Origin of the sequence: Actinobacillus pleuropneumoniae (genome assembly GCF_003290385.1) — a bacterium.
Classification (GTDB): domain Bacteria; phylum Pseudomonadota; class Gammaproteobacteria; order Enterobacterales; family Pasteurellaceae; genus Actinobacillus; species Actinobacillus lignieresii.
The window spans coordinates 1,300,224-1,317,297 of sequence record NZ_CP030753.1 but is presented as its reverse complement, the minus strand read 5'-3'; the positions used below and the strand labels follow the sequence as shown (position 1 = coordinate 1,317,297).

Here is a 17,074-nt window from a genome sequence, read left to right as displayed (position 1 = left end):
GAGTAATCATACCTTTTTTAGTGATAAAAATCACGAGAACAATCTCAGATTTATCGAACCGGCGTATCCGTTAGTTTAGATTATCGGTTTTTAGTCGTAGATTTTTTTAACACTAATTTTTTTCCCTCACGATTAACCACCTCGATTCGATTCGGAGCGACTTGGTCTTTGTGAGAAATCGCGATCAAGTTATCGTGTTGAGCACTGTTTTCAAACGTACCCTTTAAAGTCAGCGTATTGATATCGATATCGTCATTAAACACTAAGAAAGTACCTAACGGCGTTACACGGATATTTTGTAAACCGAGTTTTTCTTTGCTGGTAACTTGATATTGCGGTGCTTTTTTAGATTTATATTGAGCGATAACGTCTTGATTGGTTACCGTATCGATAATGCTTTTTAGTTTACGGGCACTCTCGCTGGTTAAATCGGGCGTGTTATGCGTTACTTGCGTATTCGCATCGTTTGAGCCGCTTTCGTTATCGGAAGAAAACGTCGCTTCTCCGATAAATTGCTCCGGAACCGGTTTATGGGTAATTAACGGTGCCGTTTGTTTTTTTGATGCGACTAGAAACAGACGATCTTCAATTTTCTCAAAACGAATATCGGCATCGGGCATTTGTGCGCTAAGTTGTTGAATAAGCGTCTTAATTGCGGTGTCTTCTTTATTGGATATGGAAACTTTATGCGCCGTATCCAATTCATAAACAATAAAGCCGATTTTTAAACGTTGTGCCAGCTGTTGCAATAAGTTACCGACTTCTCCTTGATAGGTGATTTTTAACTTGGCCTGTTCATAGCGGCTGAAAACGGAATTGTCGTCGGCAATAACTTGAGTCGGTAAAAAAATAAATAACATACCGGAGAGAAGAACGTTACGGAGTAATTTTTTCATATCAATTTCCCGTTAATGGTAATAATGTCATGATGGGGTAAGATAAATGTTTTACCGATAAAATTCATTCGGTAAGGCGCAGATATTATAAAGTATAGAATAAGTGATTTAAAAGACAAATACCGCTCCGAATCATTTATGACGTAAGGAGAGGTTTTATGCGGGTTTAATAAGAGTAACTCTATGAATCTTTTAGGTTATTTATAGGGAAATAAGTACTTTATTAAAGTTTTCGCATATTTTAGAAGAAACTTCTCATTTCTATGATTTTCTGCTTGTAATTTTTTAGATAAATCGGTAGCTTATTCGTAATATGAGTAGCGAGAAAGTTACTTTAGCCTTGGTTTTTACAATAAAGGAGTTACGAATGGAATTTAGCGTAAAAAACGGTAGTGTCGAAAAACAACGTACTGCCTGTTTAGTGGTCGGCGTGTACGAGCCTCGCCGTTTATCTGCGGCGGCAGAACAATTAGACAAGTTAAGTGAAGGCTATATCAGCACGTTATTACGTCGTGGCGATTTGGAAGGCAAGGCGGGGCAAACGCTTTTACTGCATAATGTACCTAACGTACCTGCTGATCGCGTGTTATTGGTCGGTTGCGGAAAAGAAAGAGAATTAACCGAACGCCAATATAAACAAATTATCCAAAAAATGGTACAAGCCGTCAGTGAAACGGGTTCGATGGAAGTAGTTTGTTTTCTGACCGAATTACACGTAAAAGGTCGTACAAGTTATTGGAATGTTCGTTTTGCGATTGAAGCGATTCAAGAAAGTTTATACAGCTATAACGATTTCAAAAGCATTAAGCCGGAAGTGCGCCGAGAATTCCGTCGTGTGATTTTTAACGTCGCGAACCGTAAGGATTTAGCCGATGCGGAACGTGCGTTAGAACACGGTAAAGCGATCTCAACCGGTGTTGCCTTTGCGAAAAACGTCGCAAACTGCCCGCCGAACGTTTGTAATCCGGCGTATCTTGCCGAATTGGCAAAAGGCTTAGCCGCAGAATATGACAATATTCGTACCACGGTAATTGATGAAGCGGAAATGGCGGCATTAGGGATGAATGCTTATTTGGCGGTTTCGCGCGGTTCGCAGAATCCGGCGTATTTATCGGTAATCGAATATAAAAATCATCCGAATCCCGATGCCAAACCAATCGTCTTAGTGGGTAAAGGACTGACTTTCGACTCGGGCGGTATTTCGATTAAACCGTCCGATTCAATGGATGAAATGAAATATGATATGGGCGGTGCCGCTTCGGTTTACGGTACGATGAAAGCGTTAGCGGAAATGAAATTACCGCTGAACGTTATCGGCGTGCTGGCAGGCTGTGAGAATATGCCGGACGGCAATGCCTATCGCCCGGGAGATATTCTGACTACGATGAACGGTTTAACCGTAGAAGTGTTGAATACCGATGCGGAAGGTCGTTTAGTGCTGTGTGATACGCTGACTTATGTAGAACGCTTCGAGCCTGAATTAGTCATTGATATGGCAACGCTAACCGGCGCTTGTATGATTGCGCTTGGCGCACACAACAGCGGATTAATGTCCACCAGTAATGTTCTAGCAAATGATTTATTAAATGCGGCGGAACAAGCGGACGATAAAGCATGGCGTTTACCGTTAGGTGAAGAGTATCAAGAACAGCTTAAATCGAATTTTGCCGATCTAGCAAATATCGGTGGACGTTTAGGCGGGGCAATTACTGCCGGACAGCTCCTATCAAACTTCACCAAAAAATATGTTTGGGCGCATTTAGATATTGCCGGTACCGCTTGGAAATCAGGTGTAGCAAAAGGTGCCACGGGTAGACCGGTTTCACTGCTAAGCCAATTCTTGATTAATAAAGCTAATAATCAATAAGCGGTTGACTTTTCATAAAAATTTACAAGCCCTCAGGTAGTGATATTTGAGGGCTTTTTGTTCAATAGATAGTAGGATGTGTGTTTTTATGTAAAAAGTTTGAGTCGGTTTAGATGTACGATTGACGGATTTAGTTCCTCGTGTTGCAGTAGGTATCACAACAGGTTTATTCAGTTATCTATTAGTAGATTCTGCAAGTGCGGTTGGATAATGGTTTCCAATAAATTTATTTTATTGAAATATTGACAATTTTAATATAAAAGAGTAATACCGTTAATAAAATTATCTGATTTTATTAACAGCATAGTGATTTTTATTTAGTTATATTTTAAGGAGACTTTTTATGGCATATTACACTACAGATGTATCTAGTCATTTTCAGTATGATGAGCTTAATAATGATAGAAAGGTACTACATACCATTCATTTTTTTATAGATGATCGGCTATCTGACCATCAAAGACATATCGATAAGTGGCAGAATCATATTATTATTAACAGGAGTAAGTACCCTAAATTTATTAGTTCTATAAGAGTTAATATTTCGTTTTATGACGTCATTATAGCTGATAATGTTAGTGGATTAACGCTTGAACGCCATGTTTTGATGTAATGAAACTTTGCATGGTTTAATATACTAAACTACGTTATTGTTTAAAGGAGAAATTATGCGATTATTTTTATTGTCTTTGTTAATATTATTTAATTCGAAAGTAATGAGCGAACCGCTAACAAAAGAATTTATTGATAAAGTGATATATAGCTATTCTTTATGTAAGAATCAAGCGGATAAAGATAAGTGTGCTGAAGATACTTATGCTAATATTGAACATATATGGTTATATAAAAGATGGTTAAATCTTTCAGATCAGCATTATTCTTACGAAGCTACAAAGTTTTCTAATGGTTATACTGATGAAAGTAAGAGTATCGTACTGTATATTGATAGTTTTGATAGCTATAAAATGATTTCATTTTCAGAAGTTGGCTCTAATGTTTTTTCAATGAGAAAAGGAGATAAGTTGAAAGTTATTTTTGATAAAGAAAACCTATATCATTTTAAGATACATAAACTAACTGATAAATACATTAGTATTAAAGAGGAGGCAAATATTTTTATCGAGTTGTTAAAAAAATCGTCGCAAATAGAAGTAGAGATTCCTACTATACATAAAAAGTTAAAAGTATTGTTTAATGTGCAAGACTTTAAAGGAGAAAATTTTTAGTTCTATTTATATATTCTTATTTTTGGTAAAAAATAAGAATATTAAGTGATTAACTTATTCTAAATAATGATTGATATTTTTACATCCTAAAAACAAAAAAGGCATCGGAAGAAATCTTCGATGCCTTTACCATATGAATATTATTCAATACCGACCAGTTTATGTGTTTGTAAACTCAGTTGCCATTTCGGTTTATAGGCTCGTTGATTCAAAATACCGAGTTGGGTAATGGTTTCCAATAAATTCATTTTGCCGTCCACTTCGCAAGGAGAAAGGTAGTAATGTTCAGCGGTAATTTGTGTTTCGATTTGTTCGCAAAAACTTTGTACATCGCCTTTATCCACCACGATACGGACTTCGTTAGCAAATGAAATACATTCTCTCAAATATTTTTCTTGATACATCAGTTTCGGGCTGGTAGCGATATAATCAATCTGTTTCGGTACGGCTTTTAAGCCGTTCGTTTCAATCGCTAACCAATAACCTTCCGCTTTAAATACATCAAGCAATACGCTTAAATTGGCATACATTGTCGGCTCGCCACCGGTAATGATAATATTCTTGGCGGAATAAGATTTTACTCGTTCAAGAATTTTCGCCACGCTCCATTTTTCGTATTCGTTATAGTTGGTATCGCACCATGGGCAAGCAAGATTACATTTGCCTAAACGCACGAAAATGCAGGGTAAGCCGGTGTTAAAGCCCTCGCCTTGCAGGCTTTCAAAGATTTCGACAATCGGAAAAGCCGTTGTCGTAAAAATAGTATTTGTCATAATTTTTACAAATCTCCCATCACCCCTCTTTACTAAAGAGGGGAAATATCTAGGCTAAGATTTATGCTCTATATTTATTGAGATGGGAATGCTTAACGAGAATATTCGCAATATGAAGTCGGCGTTTCCCAAAGGCGAATTAAACTGACCGGTAAACCGGCTTTTTCCAGTTTTTCAAACATATATTTTGCCATTTCTTCTGCCGTCGTGCGACTTGGAATACCGTAAACTTTAGAGTTTAAATCGACTAACAGTTTAGCGACTTGGCTTTCTCTCTCGCTGTTTAAATTGTAGATATAGGCGTGATCCATCGGGTCTAAGATTTCACGTTTTACCACCGATTTTAAATCGGCATAATCCATTACCATGCTTCGTTTTGCGCCCTCGGCAACTAAGTCGCCGCTAACTTCCACCTGAAGTTTATAAGTGTGTCCGTGTAAGTTTTGGCATTTGCCGTCGTGCCCGTCGAGCATATGTGCCATATCGAAACTAAATTCTTTTGCAATTTTAAACATTTTTTTGACCGCTTGTTTTTTCTGATAGATATTCGTTAAGCCCTTTTTCACGTAACACGCAGCTTGGGCAAGTGTGACAACCGCCTTCTACGCCTAAATAGCAGGTGTGGGTGTGTTGTCTGATATAATCGAACGCACCAAGCTTATCGGCTAATGCCCAAGTTTGTTTTTTAGTCAGGTACATCAGCGGTGTGCGAATATTGAAATTATAGTCCATCGCAAGATTGAGGGTTACATTCATCGACTTCACAAACACATCTCGGCAGTCCGGATAACCGCTAAAGTCGGTTTCGCATACACCGGTAAAAATGGTTCGGATGCCTTGTCCTTTGGCGTAAATAGCGGTGTAAAGTAAAAACAGTGCATTACGACCATCAACAAAGGTATTCGGCGTATTGCCTTCTTGTTTAATTTCGCGTTCTTCCATCATCGCATTAGATGTGATGGCTTTGATCACGGAAGTATCAATCAGCGTTTGTTTCACACCGAGATCTTTCGCTATCCATGCCGCTTTTTCCAGCTCAATCGCATGACGCTGACCATATTGAAAGGTTACCACTTCGACATTTTCCACACCAAATTCTTGAATGGCCTGGAAAAGACAAGTCGTAGAGTCTTGTCCGCCGGAAAAGATCACGACGGCTTTTGGGGTTGAATTCATTTTGTATCCTTAGTTTTGATTTCAAAGAGAATCTTTGGCGTGGGAGGTTTGCGAACCACGAAAGAATAAGCGGTCTGAATTTGCAATTTTTTTGCAAAAAGAGACCGCTTGTCGAGAGGCTATAGTAGCAGAATTTCCAATGATTTTCTAATGCGATTTCGGATCATTAGTTTTTTGGATCACCGCTTTTAATAAATTTTTAGAGGCTTGCTGAATAGTTTGTTCATTTAATGCGCTGGAACGTTCCCCCCAAATCGACAAAGAAGAACCGATAATATTCTGCGTATTTTGTACGTGATTTGAGCTGTTTTTTCCGTCCCATTTACCTAATGTCCAGTTATTTAATACGTCTTCAGCCGCATATTTACCGTCATTGTGAATATTAGAACCGGATTTAGGCACAAAGTATAAATAATAAGAATTATAGTTTAAAACCTTAAAACCGTTTGCCAGCAGTTCGGGCAAATCGGCTCTTATTTCACGTCGATATTGAATATCTTCTTTGGCTTGAGCGTCACCGTCGTAGCTCCAGTAAGTGATTTCAATGTTTTTATTGAGTTCGCTTAAGTTGTTTTTGATCAAACCGTCATTCCAAACACGGGTAATTAGCCCTTTGGAATTGATAAAATCATTTAAGGTATTCACATACCGAATAAATTCATGATTATTTTCGACCGCATAGCTAAATTCATCTCCGCCGATATGGAAATGTCGGCTTGAATGTCCGAAAATATAAATCACTTCACCGATTAAGGTTTTAATAACTTCAACCGCTTCGGGGTTATTAATATCGATTTCCTCGGCGATATAAGGCGATTTTAGCCCTTTTACGTATTCCTTTCCGTGCTTAAGGGTTAAAAGATCAAAAATCGCCGTCATATGATTCGGGCTATCGACTTCAGGCACAATTTCAATATTTCGTTCTTTGGCATAATAGATAATTTCATTGAGCTGTTTATAAGTGAGAAACGGCTTATTTGTTTTCGGATTGAAATAGGTTCCGTTTTTCTCGGTCGCATTTTCTTCTCGTTGTTCCAAATAAGAACTTTCCAATGCATAATTCTCGTGATCGGAAAAATGTAAATGCAGAAAAGTGCCACCCGCCTGATGAATCGTATCAATAAATTGTTTTATCGTATCAACGGTATAGAAACGACGTGCGATATCTAACGTCAGACCGCTTTCTTTTTTAGGTAAGTCCATAGCGTTTGCATAAGTTGCGGTACTGAATGAGAGAAGTACCGCGCATAATAATGTAAATAAAGTAATTGCTTTTTTCATAATGAGGTTTAAAAATTTAGAGGTAGAGTATAGACTCGTTTTGCGGAAAATAATTCTCAATTTTTTTACTTGTCTAATGAGCCGAAGCGTTGAGAATTCGCCGAAATAGGCGGAATGAATTTTTTATCCGTATAATTTTATGTTACCTTATTCACGCAAACGATTGCATTGTGTTATAATAAGTTGCATTTTCTTATTTTTGTTGAGGTTATCTGTGAGCAATACACAACTTAGTTATAAAGACGCCGGCGTAGATATTCATGCCGGTAACGAATTAGTAGAACGTATTAAAGGCGATGTGAAACGTACTCGCCGTCCGGAAGTTATGGGCGGTTTAGGCGGTTTCGGAGCGTTATGCGCACTACCGACTAAATATAAAGAACCTATTTTAGTATCGGGTACTGACGGTGTCGGTACGAAATTACGTTTAGCGATTGACCTCAACAAACACGACACTATCGGTCAAGATTTAGTGGCGATGTGCGTAAACGATTTAGTGGTTCAAGGTGCGGAGCCGCTATTCTTCTTAGATTACTATGCGACCGGTAAATTAGAAGTGGACGTTGCGGCGGATGTAATCAAAGGTATTGCGGACGGTTGCGAAATTTCAGGCTGTGCGTTAGTCGGCGGAGAAACGGCGGAAATGCCGGGTATGTATCACGAAGGTGACTACGACTTAGCCGGCTTCTGCGTAGGCGTAGTAGAAAAATCCGAAATTATCGACGGTTCCGCAGTAAAAGCGGGGGACGTATTACTTGCATTGGCTTCAAGCGGCCCTCACTCAAACGGTTACTCATTAATTCGTAAAGTGATTGAAGTAAGCGGTGCGAATCCGGCAACCGATACATTAGAAGGTAAACCGTTAAGCGAGCATTTACTCGCACCGACCAAAATCTATGTAAAATCGGTACTTCAACTGATTAAACAAGCGGATGTGCACGCTATCGCTCACTTAACCGGCGGCGGTTTCTGGGAAAATATTCCACGCGTACTTCCAGCGACTGCAAAAGCGGTCATCGATGAAAAATCATGGGAATGGCCGGCGGCATTCAAATGGTTACAAGAAAAAGGTAACATCAGTCGTTATGAAATGTATCGTACCTTTAACTGCGGTGTCGGTATGGTTATCGCATTACCGGAAAAAGACATTGAAACCGCATTAGCCGTATTAAAACAAGCGGGCGAAAACGCTTGGGTAATCGGTAAAATTGAAAACCTAGGTGAAGGTTCGGAACAAGTTGAAATCATCTAGTTTGTAAAAACATTCAGAAATCGAGCCGCTTGTAGCTATACTACAAGCGGTTTTTTTCTAGGAGTTTTTTGTAATGGCGATTTTTCTTTCAATTTACTTTCTTATGATCAATCTCATCAGTTTCTATCTGGTGTATATCGATAAGCAAAAATCGGTCAATAAAACATGGCGGGTTCCGGAATCTAATTTATTTTTCCTATGTTTTGCCGGCGGTTTTATCGGGACTTTTTTGGCGATGAAATATATTCGTCATAAAACTAAGCATTGGCAGTTTCATGCGGCAGTGATAACTTCTTGCTTATTTTGGCTGTTCGGACTGCCGTTGATTTACTATTTCCTCATTTTTAATCATTAGAATTTCTAATCCGAAACCCCAATTTATATCCTATATCGCAGTCTATAAAATGTGATCTAAATCACATTTCTTTTTATACAAAATCATTATGATCTCCACCAAATTTAGTACCTGTTATTTTAATTTATTGAGGTGAATTTATGAGTAATGTACGTGTTGAAGTGGATTTATTAGGCGAAAGAGAAGTACCTGCAGAAGCTTATTGGGGTATCCACACACTAAGAGCGGTTGAGAATTTTAATATTTCAAAAAATACTATTTCGGATGTACCGGAATTTGTTCGCGGTATGGTAATGGTAAAAAAAGCGACCGCATTAGCGAACGGTGAATTAGGTGCGATTCCGAAAAAAATTGCGAAAGCGATTGTCGAGGCTTGTGACGAAATTTTAGTGAAAGGCCGCTGTATGGATCAGTTCCCATCAGATGTATATCAAGGTGGTGCCGGTACATCGGTTAATATGAATACTAATGAAGTAGTAGCAAATTTAGCTTTAGAGTTATTAGGTCATAAAAAAGGCGAATATAGCGTGATTAACCCGATGGATCATGTGAATGCAAGCCAATCAACCAATGATGCTTATCCGACCGGTTTCCGTATTGCGGTCTATAACAGTATCTTGCATTTAATTAAAAAAGTCCGTTATTTACAAAAAGGCTTCGAAGCAAAAGCGGAAGAATTTAAAGACGTGTTAAAAATGGGCCGTACTCAGTTACAAGATGCGGTACCAATGACAGTCGGTCAGGAATTTAAAGCTTTCGCTGTGTTATTGGAAGAAGAAGTACGTAATTTAAAACGTACCGCTAAATTATTGTTAGAAGTGAATTTAGGCGCAACCGCAATCGGTACAGGTTTAAATACACCGGAAGGTTATTCGGAATTAGTGGTTAAACATTTATCGGAAGTAACCGGTTTACCTTGTGTTTTATCAGAGAACTTAATTGAAGCGACTTCAGACTGTGGTGCTTATGTAATGGTTCACGGTGCGTTAAAACGTACGGCGGTTAAACTTTCAAAAGTATGTAACGACTTACGTTTACTTTCATCAGGCCCACGTGCCGGTTTAAATGAAATCAATTTACCGGAATTACAAGCAGGTTCTTCAATTATGCCGGCAAAAGTAAACCCGGTTGTGCCGGAAGTTGTGAACCAAGTTTGTTTTAAAGTAATTGGTAATGACACGACCGTAACCTTTGCAGCGGAAGCAGGTCAGTTACAATTAAACGTAATGGAACCGGTAATCGGTCAAGCGATGTTTGAATCTATCGACATTCTTGCCAACGCTTGTGTGAATTTACGTGATAAATGTATCGACGGCATCACGGTCAATAAAGAAATCTGTGAAAACTTCGTATTTAATTCAATCGGTATCGTCACTTACCTCAATCCGTTTATCGGTCACCATAACGGTGATATTGTTGGTAAAATCTGTGCAACAACCGGCAGAGGCGTACGTGAAGTGGTATTAGAACGCGGCTTACTCACAGAAGTGCAATTAGACGATATTCTTTCAGTTGAAAACTTAATGAACCCGACTTATAAAGCGGCGAAATTTACTGAAGAAGAGTAGTTTCAGCTTAGTTTTATAAACTGACAAGCGGTCGTATTTTGTTATTTTTTGCAAAGACGACCGCTATTTTTTTATTGAATATTTCAATGGTTATTGAAATATTCAATAAGCTTGTTATAATATTGTTATGAAAACAGAATACGTAAGCCAATTATTTGGCACACTTAGCTCTCCGGTACGATTGCAAATTTTTCAGGCTCTCTCGGCACAAGGGAGCAAGGGAATGATTGCAGGCGATTTAGCGAAACAGCTTAATATTGCACCGAACAATCTTTCATTTCATTTAAAAACACTTACGCTTGCCGGACTAATTCATAGCCGACAAGCGGGTAGATTTGTGCATTATTATGCAAATTTAGCACTCATGGTGGAACTGGTGGCTTTTTTAACCACGAATTGTTGTAAAGAAAGCGATGATCCGAATTGCAAATTTTGTGGGTGAAATGCCCACAAAATTTTTTACCTTAACATTTCAATAAATATTGAAATATTGGAGAAAATATGGAAAAAGTTACGATTTATCATAATCCAAAATGTGGAACTTCACGTAATACACTAGCTCTTATTCGCCACTTAGGGATTGAACCAACGATCATACACTACCTCGAAACGCCTCCCGATGAGGTTACACTACGAAACCTAATTTCAGAAATAGGGATTCGTGTGCGAGATCTGCTTCGGACGAATGTACCTCCCTACGAAACATTAAATTTAAGTCGCATGGAATTGAGTGATGACGAGTTGATTGCTGCAATGCTTGCCGAACCGATTTTGATTAATCGTCCTATTGTTATCACAAGCAAAGGTGTTCGACTTTGTCGCCCATCTGAAAAGTTTTTAGAAATTTCACCGGTTTCATTGGATAAACCTTTTATTAAAGAAGATGGTGGAGTGATTGAGTTATAAGGAAGAAATATATGGGAATTTTTGAACGATTTTTAACAATTTGGGTTGCTTTAGCTATTACAGCTGGAGTTGCATTAGGTATAGCATTTCCGCAAGTGGTCGAAAAAGTAGCGTTATTGGAAATCGCACATATCAATTTGCCGGTAGCGGTATTAATTTGGTTGATGATTTACCCGATGATGATTCAAATTGACTGGTCTGCAATCAAAGATGTGGGTAAAAAGCCGAAAGGTTTAGCAATGACAATCGTAGTAAATTGGTTAATTAAGCCGTTTACGATGGCATTAATCGGTTGGTTATTTTTCCGCTTTTTATTTGCTGCATGGGTTGAACCGCAAACGGCTCAGGAATATATCGCAGGTATGATCTTACTTGGCGTTGCACCTTGTACCGCAATGGTTTTTGTTTGGTCTCAATTAGTAAAAGGAGACCCGAATTATACGTTGGTGCAAGTATCGGTGAATGACATTATTATGATTTTCGCTTTTGCACCGATCGCAGGTTTTCTGTTAGGGGTGAGTGATATTACGATTCCTTGGGAAACATTGTTATATAGCACGTTACTTTATGTGGTATTGCCGTTAATAGCAGGCAGTGCTACTCGCAAAATTTTGCTGAAATCTAACCGCTCTATTTCCCAATTTGGTAACAAATTAAAGCCGTTTTCAATGATGGGGCTGATCTTAACCGTAGTGTTATTATTTGCATTCCAAGCGGAAACAATCTTAGCCAATCCGCTGATTATTGTACTGATTGCAATTCCGTTATTGGTTCAGACATACGGTATTTTCTTTCTTAGCCATTTAGTTTCGAAATGGTTAAATTTACCAAAAGAAATTGCTGCGCCGGCTTGTTTAATCGGTACCAGTAATTTCTTTGAATTAGCGGTGGCTGTTGCGATTTCATTGTTTGGCTTACATTCCGGTGCCGCTTTAGCAACGGTAGTCGGCGTGTTGGTTGAAGTGCCGGTTATGCTGTCGTTAGTTTGGTGGATTAATCGCCATAACGCCTAAAAGAAAAGCGGTCGAATTTGCAAAATTTCTGCAAACTCGACCGCTTGTTTATGGAATTAGCTGTTGCTAATGCTTAATCGGTCATTTTGATAGTCCACCACAACTGGGCTGTTCGGTAATAATTTGCCGCTTAAGATCTGTTGTGAAAGCGGATTTTCAAGCTCTTGCTGAATCGCACGTTTGAGCGGTCTTGCACCGAATAACGGGTCAAAGCCGGCTTTGCCGATATGGTCTAATGCCGCATCGGTAACTGTTACTTCGTAACCGCGTTCCGCAAGGCGAGCGATTAAACGTTGTAACTGAATGCGAGCAATCGCACGGATATGTGCTTGACCAAGTGGGTGGAACACCACAGTTTCATCAATACGGTTGATAAATTCAGGACGGAAATGTTGTCCTACCACTGACATCACTACTTCTTTCATTCCAGCATAATCTAATTCCGGATTTTCTTGGATTAAATGTGAACCTAAGTTTGAGGTCATAATTACTACCGTATTACGAAAATCCACCGTACGACCTTGACCATCGGTTAAACGACCGTCATCCAACACTTGAAGCAAGATATTAAACACGTCAGGGTGCGCTTTTTCCACTTCATCGAGTAATACTACCGAATATGGACGGCGGCGAACCGCTTCGGTTAAATAACCGCCTTCTTCATAACCGACATAGCCCGGAGGTGCGCCGACTAAACGAGAAACGCTGTGTTTTTCCATAAATTCCGACATATCGATACGTACCATCGCATCAGGATCATCGAATAGGAAATTCGCCAAGGTTTTGCAAAGTTCGGTCTTACCGACCCCGGTCGGGCCAAGGAATAAGAACGAACCGATCGGACGATTCGGATCCGACAATCCGGCACGGCTACGGCGAATTGCATTTGCCACCGCTTCTACCGCTTCATTTTGTCCGATGACACGGCTGTGTAACACTTCTTCCATACGCAATAGTTTTTCTTTTTCGCCTTCCATCATTTTGGAAACCGGAATACCGGTCGCTTTTGAAAGCACTTCTGCGATTTCCTCCTCGGTGACTTTGGCACGAAGCAGTTGATTTTCACTGCCTTCTTCCTCGCGTTTTACCGCTTCGTGTAATTGTTTTTCCAATGCCGGAATTTTACCGTATTGCAATTCGGACATTTTCTCGAAATTATTTTCACGGCGAGCCTGATCCATTTCGATACGGGCATTTTCTAACTCAGTTTTGATATGTTGCGTACCGAGTAATGCTGATTTCTCCGCTTTCCAAACTTCTTCCAATTCGGAATATTCACGCTCGCGAGCGGTCAATTCTTCATCTAATTTTGCAAGACGTTGGCGGCTTGCTTCATCTTCCTCTTTTTGTAACGCTTGGCGTTCCAATTTAAGTTGAATAATACGGCGTTCAAGTTTATCCAACGGCTCAGGTTTAGAATCGATTTCCATACGTAAACTGGATGCGGCTTCATCAATTAAATCGATCGCTTTATCCGGTAATTGGCGGTCGGAAATATAACGGTGCGAAAGCGTTGCCGCCGCGACAATTGCCGGGTCGATAATTTGTACGTGGTGATGAATTTCATAACGTTCTTTCAAGCCGCGTAAAATTGCAATCGTATCCTCAACGGTCGGTTCGTCCACTAATACTTTTTGGAAACGACGTTCAAGTGCCGCATCTTTTTCGATATATTGGCGGTATTCGTCTAACGTAGTTGCCCCAACGCAATGTAATTCGCCGCGAGCAAGTGACGGCTTGAGTAAGTTACCGGCATCCATTGCGCCGTCTGTTTTACCCGCACCGACCATGGTGTGAATTTCATCAATAAATAAGATAACCTGACCTTCTTCTTTGGCTAATTCGTTAAGTACCGCTTTTAGACGTTCTTCAAATTCGCCGCGATATTTTGCACCAGCAATTAATGCGCCCATATCGAGAGAAAGTACACGTTTATTTTTTAAACCTTCCGGCACTTCGCCGTTGACGATACGTTGTGCCAAGCCTTCTACGATCGCAGTTTTACCGACCCCAGGTTCACCGATTAATACCGGGTTATTTTTAGTACGGCGTTGTAAAACTTGTACTGCACGGCGGATTTCTTCATCACGCCCGATGACCGGATCTAATTTACCGGCTTTGGCTCTTTCTGTGAGATCGATAGTATATTTTTGAAGGGCCTGTCTGGTTTCTTCTGCGTTTTGATTATTCACGTTTTCTCCTCCTCGAATTTGGCTGATGGCTGCGTTTACTTTTTCTTTAGTCAAGCCAAATTGTTTTAATAATTTGCCTAAATCGCCGTTATCGTCCAGTGCGGCAAGCACGAATAATTCCGATGAAATAAAGCTGTCACCGAATTGCTGCGCTAGTTTATCGCATTGATTTAACAGGCGAATTAATTGTTGTGACGGTTGGGTTGTACCGCCGGATACGGTCGGTAAGCGGTTTAAAATCGTCTCTAATTCACTCAAAATACGTTGCGGTTGTACATTAAGTGCAGTAAATAGCGGGGCGATAGAGCCGTCCGGTTGTTTGACTAACGCATAAAGTAAATGTGCCGGTTCAATATAGTTATTATCTTTTCCGATAGCTAACGATTGTGCTTCTGCAAGGGCTTCTTGCAATTTGGTAGTAAATTTTTCGAAATTCATATTTTTACTCCTAAATTTCATTAATTTGTATCGAGCAGAATTTATACCGCTTCAACGTTTTAATAAATGGAGCTAGTCAAGATTATTTCAAGTAAAAATGTGAAAAAGATCACAAAAAATAAGTTGATACCCCATTTTAGGTATAAAAATGGCGTATATTTGATTCTTGTCAATAAAAGTTAGCCGAATTGTTCTTAGAATGTTATTAACGTAACGAATTGGTTACTTTTTTATTTTTAAGAAAATATTAAGAGGTCAAAATGAAAAAAGCAGTATTAGCGGCAGTATTAGGCGGTGCGTTATTAGCGGATTCGGCAATGGCACATCAAGCGGGCGATGTGATTTTCCGTGCCGGTGCGATCGGTGTGATTGCAAATTCAAGTTCGGATTATCAAACCGGGGCGGACGTAAACTTAGATGTAAATAATAATATTCAGCTTGGTTTAACCGGTACCTATATGTTAAGTGATAATTTAGGTCTTGAATTATTAGCGGCAACACCGTTTTCTCACAAAATCACCGGTAAGTTAGGTGCAACAGATTTAGGCGAAGTGGCAAAAGTAAAACATCTTCCGCCGAGCCTTTACTTACAATATTATTTCTTTGATTCTAATGCGACAGTTCGTCCATACGTTGGTGCCGGTTTAAACTATACTCGTTTTTTCAGTGCTGAAAGTTTAAAACCGCAATTGGTACAAAACTTACGTGTTAAAAAGCATTCCGTCGCACCGATTGCGAATTTAGGTGTTGATGTGAAATTAACGGATAATCTATCATTCAATGCGGCAGCTTGGTACACACGTATTAAAACTACTGCCGATTATGATGTTCCGGGATTAGGTCATGTAAGTACACCGATTACTTTAGATCCTGTTGTATTATTCTCAGGTATTAGCTACAAATTCTAAGTATTTTGAAACTGTTATGAGAAAGGGAGCGTTAATCGCTCCCTTTTTGTTGTAAAAAATCCTTGAAAAACGACCGCTTGTTAAGCACAAAAATGTAGGATCATTTTAGTGAGCAATTCACGAGTCGGCTCAATAAATTTTGTTTCTAAAAATTCATCCGGCTGGTGTGCTTGTTCGATAGAACCCGGACCTAAAACAAGTGTCGGGCAGAGCTGTTGAATAAACGGTGCTTCGGTACAATAGTTTACCGCATCGCATTTTTCGCCTAACAGTTTTTCAACCACTTGTACTACTTGTGCAGAATGTTCACACTCATAGCCGGGAATTCCGTCATGTAAATGACGAATCTCAATCAGATCGCTGTATTGTTCCAACATCGGTTTTAGATTTTCATTGACCATCGCATATAAATCTTCGACCGGCAGATTTGGCAATGGGCGCATATCAAATTGCAATTCACAACAGGCACAAATACGGTTAATCGCATCACCTCCGTGGATATTGCCGAAATTCATCGTCGGATACGGCACTTTAAACAGATCATTATGATATTTTTCACGTAATTGATTACGCATATTCATCAGATAGCCGGTTGCTTGGTGCATTAATTCAATCGCATTAATGCCGCGATCCGGATTGCTTGAGTGACCGCTTTTGCCGGTAATTCTGACCGCTTCGCCGACGTGCCCTTTATGCGCACGAATCGGTTTTAAAGAAGTCGGCTCGCCGATAATCGCACAATCAGGGCGAATATGCGTATGTTGAGCGAAGGTTCTGGCGCCAAGCATAGTGGTTTCTTCATCGGCTGTTGCGAGGATACGTAACGGTTTAGTTAATTTGTTTAAATCAATTTGGCTGACTACATCGACAATAAATGCAAAAAAGCCTTTCATATCCGCTGTACCTAAACCGTAGAATTTACCGTCTTGTTCGGTTAAGGTAAACGGATTAAATGTCCATTTTCCTTCGTCAAACGGTACGGTATCGGTATGACCGGCTAATAATAAACCGCCTTCACCTTCGCCGTAAGTGGCTAATAAATTGTACTTATCACGACTGCCTTCCACTCGGATAATCTCGGTTTTAAAGCCGAAATCCGCCAACCAAGTTGCCAATAATTCGATAAGTTGCTTATTAGATTGATCTTCCGCCGCTTCCAAGCTAGAAATAGTCGGTAGTGCAATTAAATTGCGGTAACGTTCGATAAACTTTGTGTTTGCCAT

Annotated in this window: 17 protein-coding genes; 10 read left to right on the top strand and 7 right to left on the bottom strand. The window is 39.6% G+C overall.

Annotated elements, in window-relative coordinates:
• Positions 1–80: 80 nt before the first annotated feature.
• Entirely contained in the window at positions 81–896 is an 816-nt protein-coding gene (locus DRF63_RS06030) for a hypothetical protein (RefSeq protein WP_005597976.1), read from the bottom strand.
• 367 nt (positions 897–1,263) lie between these two features.
• On the opposite strand from DRF63_RS06030, the gene pepA reads away from it, so the two are divergent.
• The 3 genes from pepA to DRF63_RS06015 all read left to right on the top strand — a co-directional run bounded on the left by pepA (position 1,264) and on the right by DRF63_RS06015 (position 3,989).
• On the top strand, positions 1,264–2,763 hold the full coding sequence (gene pepA / locus DRF63_RS06025) for a leucyl aminopeptidase (RefSeq protein WP_005597974.1): 1,500 nt from the start codon (positions 1,264–1,266) through the stop codon (positions 2,761–2,763).
• A gap of 343 nt (positions 2,764–3,106) precedes the next feature.
• Complete coding sequence (locus DRF63_RS06020; protein ID WP_012263095.1) at positions 3,107–3,376, top strand: hypothetical protein; 270 nt, start codon at positions 3,107–3,109, stop codon at positions 3,374–3,376.
• Positions 3,377–3,431: 55 nt separating this feature from the next.
• A complete protein-coding gene (locus tag DRF63_RS06015) occupies positions 3,432–3,989 on the top strand; it encodes a hypothetical protein (RefSeq protein WP_005597972.1) in 558 nt (185 codons plus the stop codon).
• A 140-nt stretch (positions 3,990–4,129) separates the two neighbouring features.
• Here DRF63_RS06015 and DRF63_RS06010 read toward each other — a convergent pair whose 3' ends face one another.
• The 4 genes from DRF63_RS06010 to DRF63_RS05995 all read right to left on the bottom strand — a co-directional run bounded on the left by DRF63_RS06010 (position 4,130) and on the right by DRF63_RS05995 (position 7,219).
• Complete coding sequence (locus tag DRF63_RS06010; RefSeq protein ID WP_005597970.1) at positions 4,130–4,762, bottom strand: 7-carboxy-7-deazaguanine synthase QueE; 633 nt, start codon at positions 4,760–4,762, stop codon at positions 4,130–4,132.
• A gap of 92 nt (positions 4,763–4,854) precedes the next feature.
• Complete coding sequence (queD, locus tag DRF63_RS06005) at positions 4,855–5,277, bottom strand: 6-carboxytetrahydropterin synthase QueD (RefSeq protein ID WP_005597968.1); 423 nt, start codon at positions 5,275–5,277, stop codon at positions 4,855–4,857.
• Entirely contained in the window at positions 5,270–5,938 is a 669-nt protein-coding gene (gene queC, locus DRF63_RS06000) for a 7-cyano-7-deazaguanine synthase QueC (protein ID WP_005597966.1), read from the bottom strand. Before queC ends, queD begins: the two co-directional genes overlap by 8 nt.
• A gap of 147 nt (positions 5,939–6,085) precedes the next feature.
• On the bottom strand, positions 6,086–7,219 hold the full coding sequence (locus DRF63_RS05995) for a family 20 glycosylhydrolase (RefSeq protein WP_005597963.1): 1,134 nt from the start codon (positions 7,217–7,219) through the stop codon (positions 6,086–6,088).
• A 214-nt stretch (positions 7,220–7,433) separates the two neighbouring features.
• Here DRF63_RS05995 and purM point away from each other — a divergent pair, with 214 nt between their 5' ends.
• From purM to arsB, 6 genes are all read left to right on the top strand, one after another.
• Positions 7,434–8,471 (top strand): phosphoribosylformylglycinamidine cyclo-ligase, encoded by a 1,038-nt coding sequence (gene purM / locus DRF63_RS05990; RefSeq protein WP_005597960.1) that lies wholly within the window; start codon positions 7,434–7,436, stop codon positions 8,469–8,471.
• 73 nt (positions 8,472–8,544) lie between these two features.
• Positions 8,545–8,826, top strand: coding sequence for a DUF1294 domain-containing protein (locus tag DRF63_RS05985; protein ID WP_011848529.1), 282 nt, complete (start codon positions 8,545–8,547; stop codon positions 8,824–8,826).
• A 140-nt stretch (positions 8,827–8,966) separates the two neighbouring features.
• On the top strand, positions 8,967–10,394 hold the full coding sequence (gene aspA, locus DRF63_RS05980) for an aspartate ammonia-lyase (RefSeq protein ID WP_005597956.1): 1,428 nt from the start codon (positions 8,967–8,969) through the stop codon (positions 10,392–10,394).
• 127 nt (positions 10,395–10,521) lie between these two features.
• A complete protein-coding gene (locus tag DRF63_RS05975; RefSeq protein WP_005597954.1) occupies positions 10,522–10,836 on the top strand; it encodes an ArsR/SmtB family transcription factor in 315 nt (104 codons plus the stop codon).
• A gap of 59 nt (positions 10,837–10,895) precedes the next feature.
• The gene (arsC, locus tag DRF63_RS05970; protein WP_005619479.1) at positions 10,896–11,300 is read left to right on the top strand and encodes an arsenate reductase (glutaredoxin); all 405 of its coding nucleotides are present in this window, start codon (positions 10,896–10,898) and stop codon (positions 11,298–11,300) included.
• An 11-nt stretch (positions 11,301–11,311) separates the two neighbouring features.
• Entirely contained in the window at positions 11,312–12,313 is a 1,002-nt protein-coding gene (arsB, locus tag DRF63_RS05965) for an ACR3 family arsenite efflux transporter (RefSeq protein WP_005597950.1), read from the top strand.
• Between the two features lie 56 nt (positions 12,314–12,369).
• Here the strand turns inward: arsB and clpB are convergent, their stop codons facing one another.
• Positions 12,370–14,943 (bottom strand): ATP-dependent chaperone ClpB, encoded by a 2,574-nt coding sequence (gene clpB, locus DRF63_RS05960; RefSeq protein ID WP_005597948.1) that lies wholly within the window; start codon positions 14,941–14,943, stop codon positions 12,370–12,372.
• 260 nt (positions 14,944–15,203) lie between these two features.
• Between clpB and DRF63_RS05955 the strand changes: the two genes are divergently transcribed.
• The gene (locus DRF63_RS05955; RefSeq protein WP_005597946.1) at positions 15,204–15,851 is read left to right on the top strand and encodes an OmpW/AlkL family protein; all 648 of its coding nucleotides are present in this window, start codon (positions 15,204–15,206) and stop codon (positions 15,849–15,851) included.
• Positions 15,852–15,931: 80 nt separating this feature from the next.
• Here the strand turns inward: DRF63_RS05955 and argE are convergent, their stop codons facing one another.
• Entirely contained in the window at positions 15,932–17,074 is a 1,143-nt protein-coding gene (argE, locus tag DRF63_RS05950) for an acetylornithine deacetylase (protein ID WP_005597944.1), read from the bottom strand.

Excerpts from the sequence above, each read along its gene's own strand:
- DRF63_RS06020 (WP_012263095.1), top strand. The coding sequence starts at position 3,107 with ATGGCATATTACACTACAGATGTATCTAGTCATTTTCAGTATGATGAG.
- DRF63_RS05975 (WP_005597954.1), top strand. The coding sequence starts at position 10,522 with ATGAAAACAGAATACGTAAGCCAATTATTTGGCACACTTAGCTCTCCG.
- DRF63_RS05985 (WP_011848529.1), top strand. The coding sequence starts at position 8,545 with ATGGCGATTTTTCTTTCAATTTACTTTCTTATGATCAATCTCATCAGT.
- DRF63_RS06030 (WP_005597976.1), bottom strand. The coding sequence starts at position 896 with ATGAAAAAATTACTCCGTAACGTTCTTCTCTCCGGTATGTTATTTATT.
- arsC (WP_005619479.1), top strand. The coding sequence starts at position 10,896 with ATGGAAAAAGTTACGATTTATCATAATCCAAAATGTGGAACTTCACGT.
- argE (WP_005597944.1), bottom strand. The coding sequence starts at position 17,074 with ATGGCAAACACAAAGTTTATCGAACGTTACCGCAATTTAATTGCACTA.
- queC (WP_005597966.1), bottom strand. The coding sequence starts at position 5,938 with ATGAATTCAACCCCAAAAGCCGTCGTGATCTTTTCCGGCGGACAAGAC.
- DRF63_RS05995 (WP_005597963.1), bottom strand. The coding sequence starts at position 7,219 with ATGAAAAAAGCAATTACTTTATTTACATTATTATGCGCGGTACTTCTC.
- aspA (WP_005597956.1), top strand. The coding sequence starts at position 8,967 with ATGAGTAATGTACGTGTTGAAGTGGATTTATTAGGCGAAAGAGAAGTA.
- arsB (WP_005597950.1), top strand. The coding sequence starts at position 11,312 with ATGGGAATTTTTGAACGATTTTTAACAATTTGGGTTGCTTTAGCTATT.
- DRF63_RS06010 (WP_005597970.1), bottom strand. The coding sequence starts at position 4,762 with ATGACAAATACTATTTTTACGACAACGGCTTTTCCGATTGTCGAAATC.
- clpB (WP_005597948.1), bottom strand. The coding sequence starts at position 14,943 with ATGAATTTCGAAAAATTTACTACCAAATTGCAAGAAGCCCTTGCAGAA.
- DRF63_RS05955 (WP_005597946.1), top strand. The coding sequence starts at position 15,204 with ATGAAAAAAGCAGTATTAGCGGCAGTATTAGGCGGTGCGTTATTAGCG.
- pepA (WP_005597974.1), top strand. The coding sequence starts at position 1,264 with ATGGAATTTAGCGTAAAAAACGGTAGTGTCGAAAAACAACGTACTGCC.
- queD (WP_005597968.1), bottom strand. The coding sequence starts at position 5,277 with ATGTTTAAAATTGCAAAAGAATTTAGTTTCGATATGGCACATATGCTC.
- DRF63_RS06015 (WP_005597972.1), top strand. The coding sequence starts at position 3,432 with ATGCGATTATTTTTATTGTCTTTGTTAATATTATTTAATTCGAAAGTA.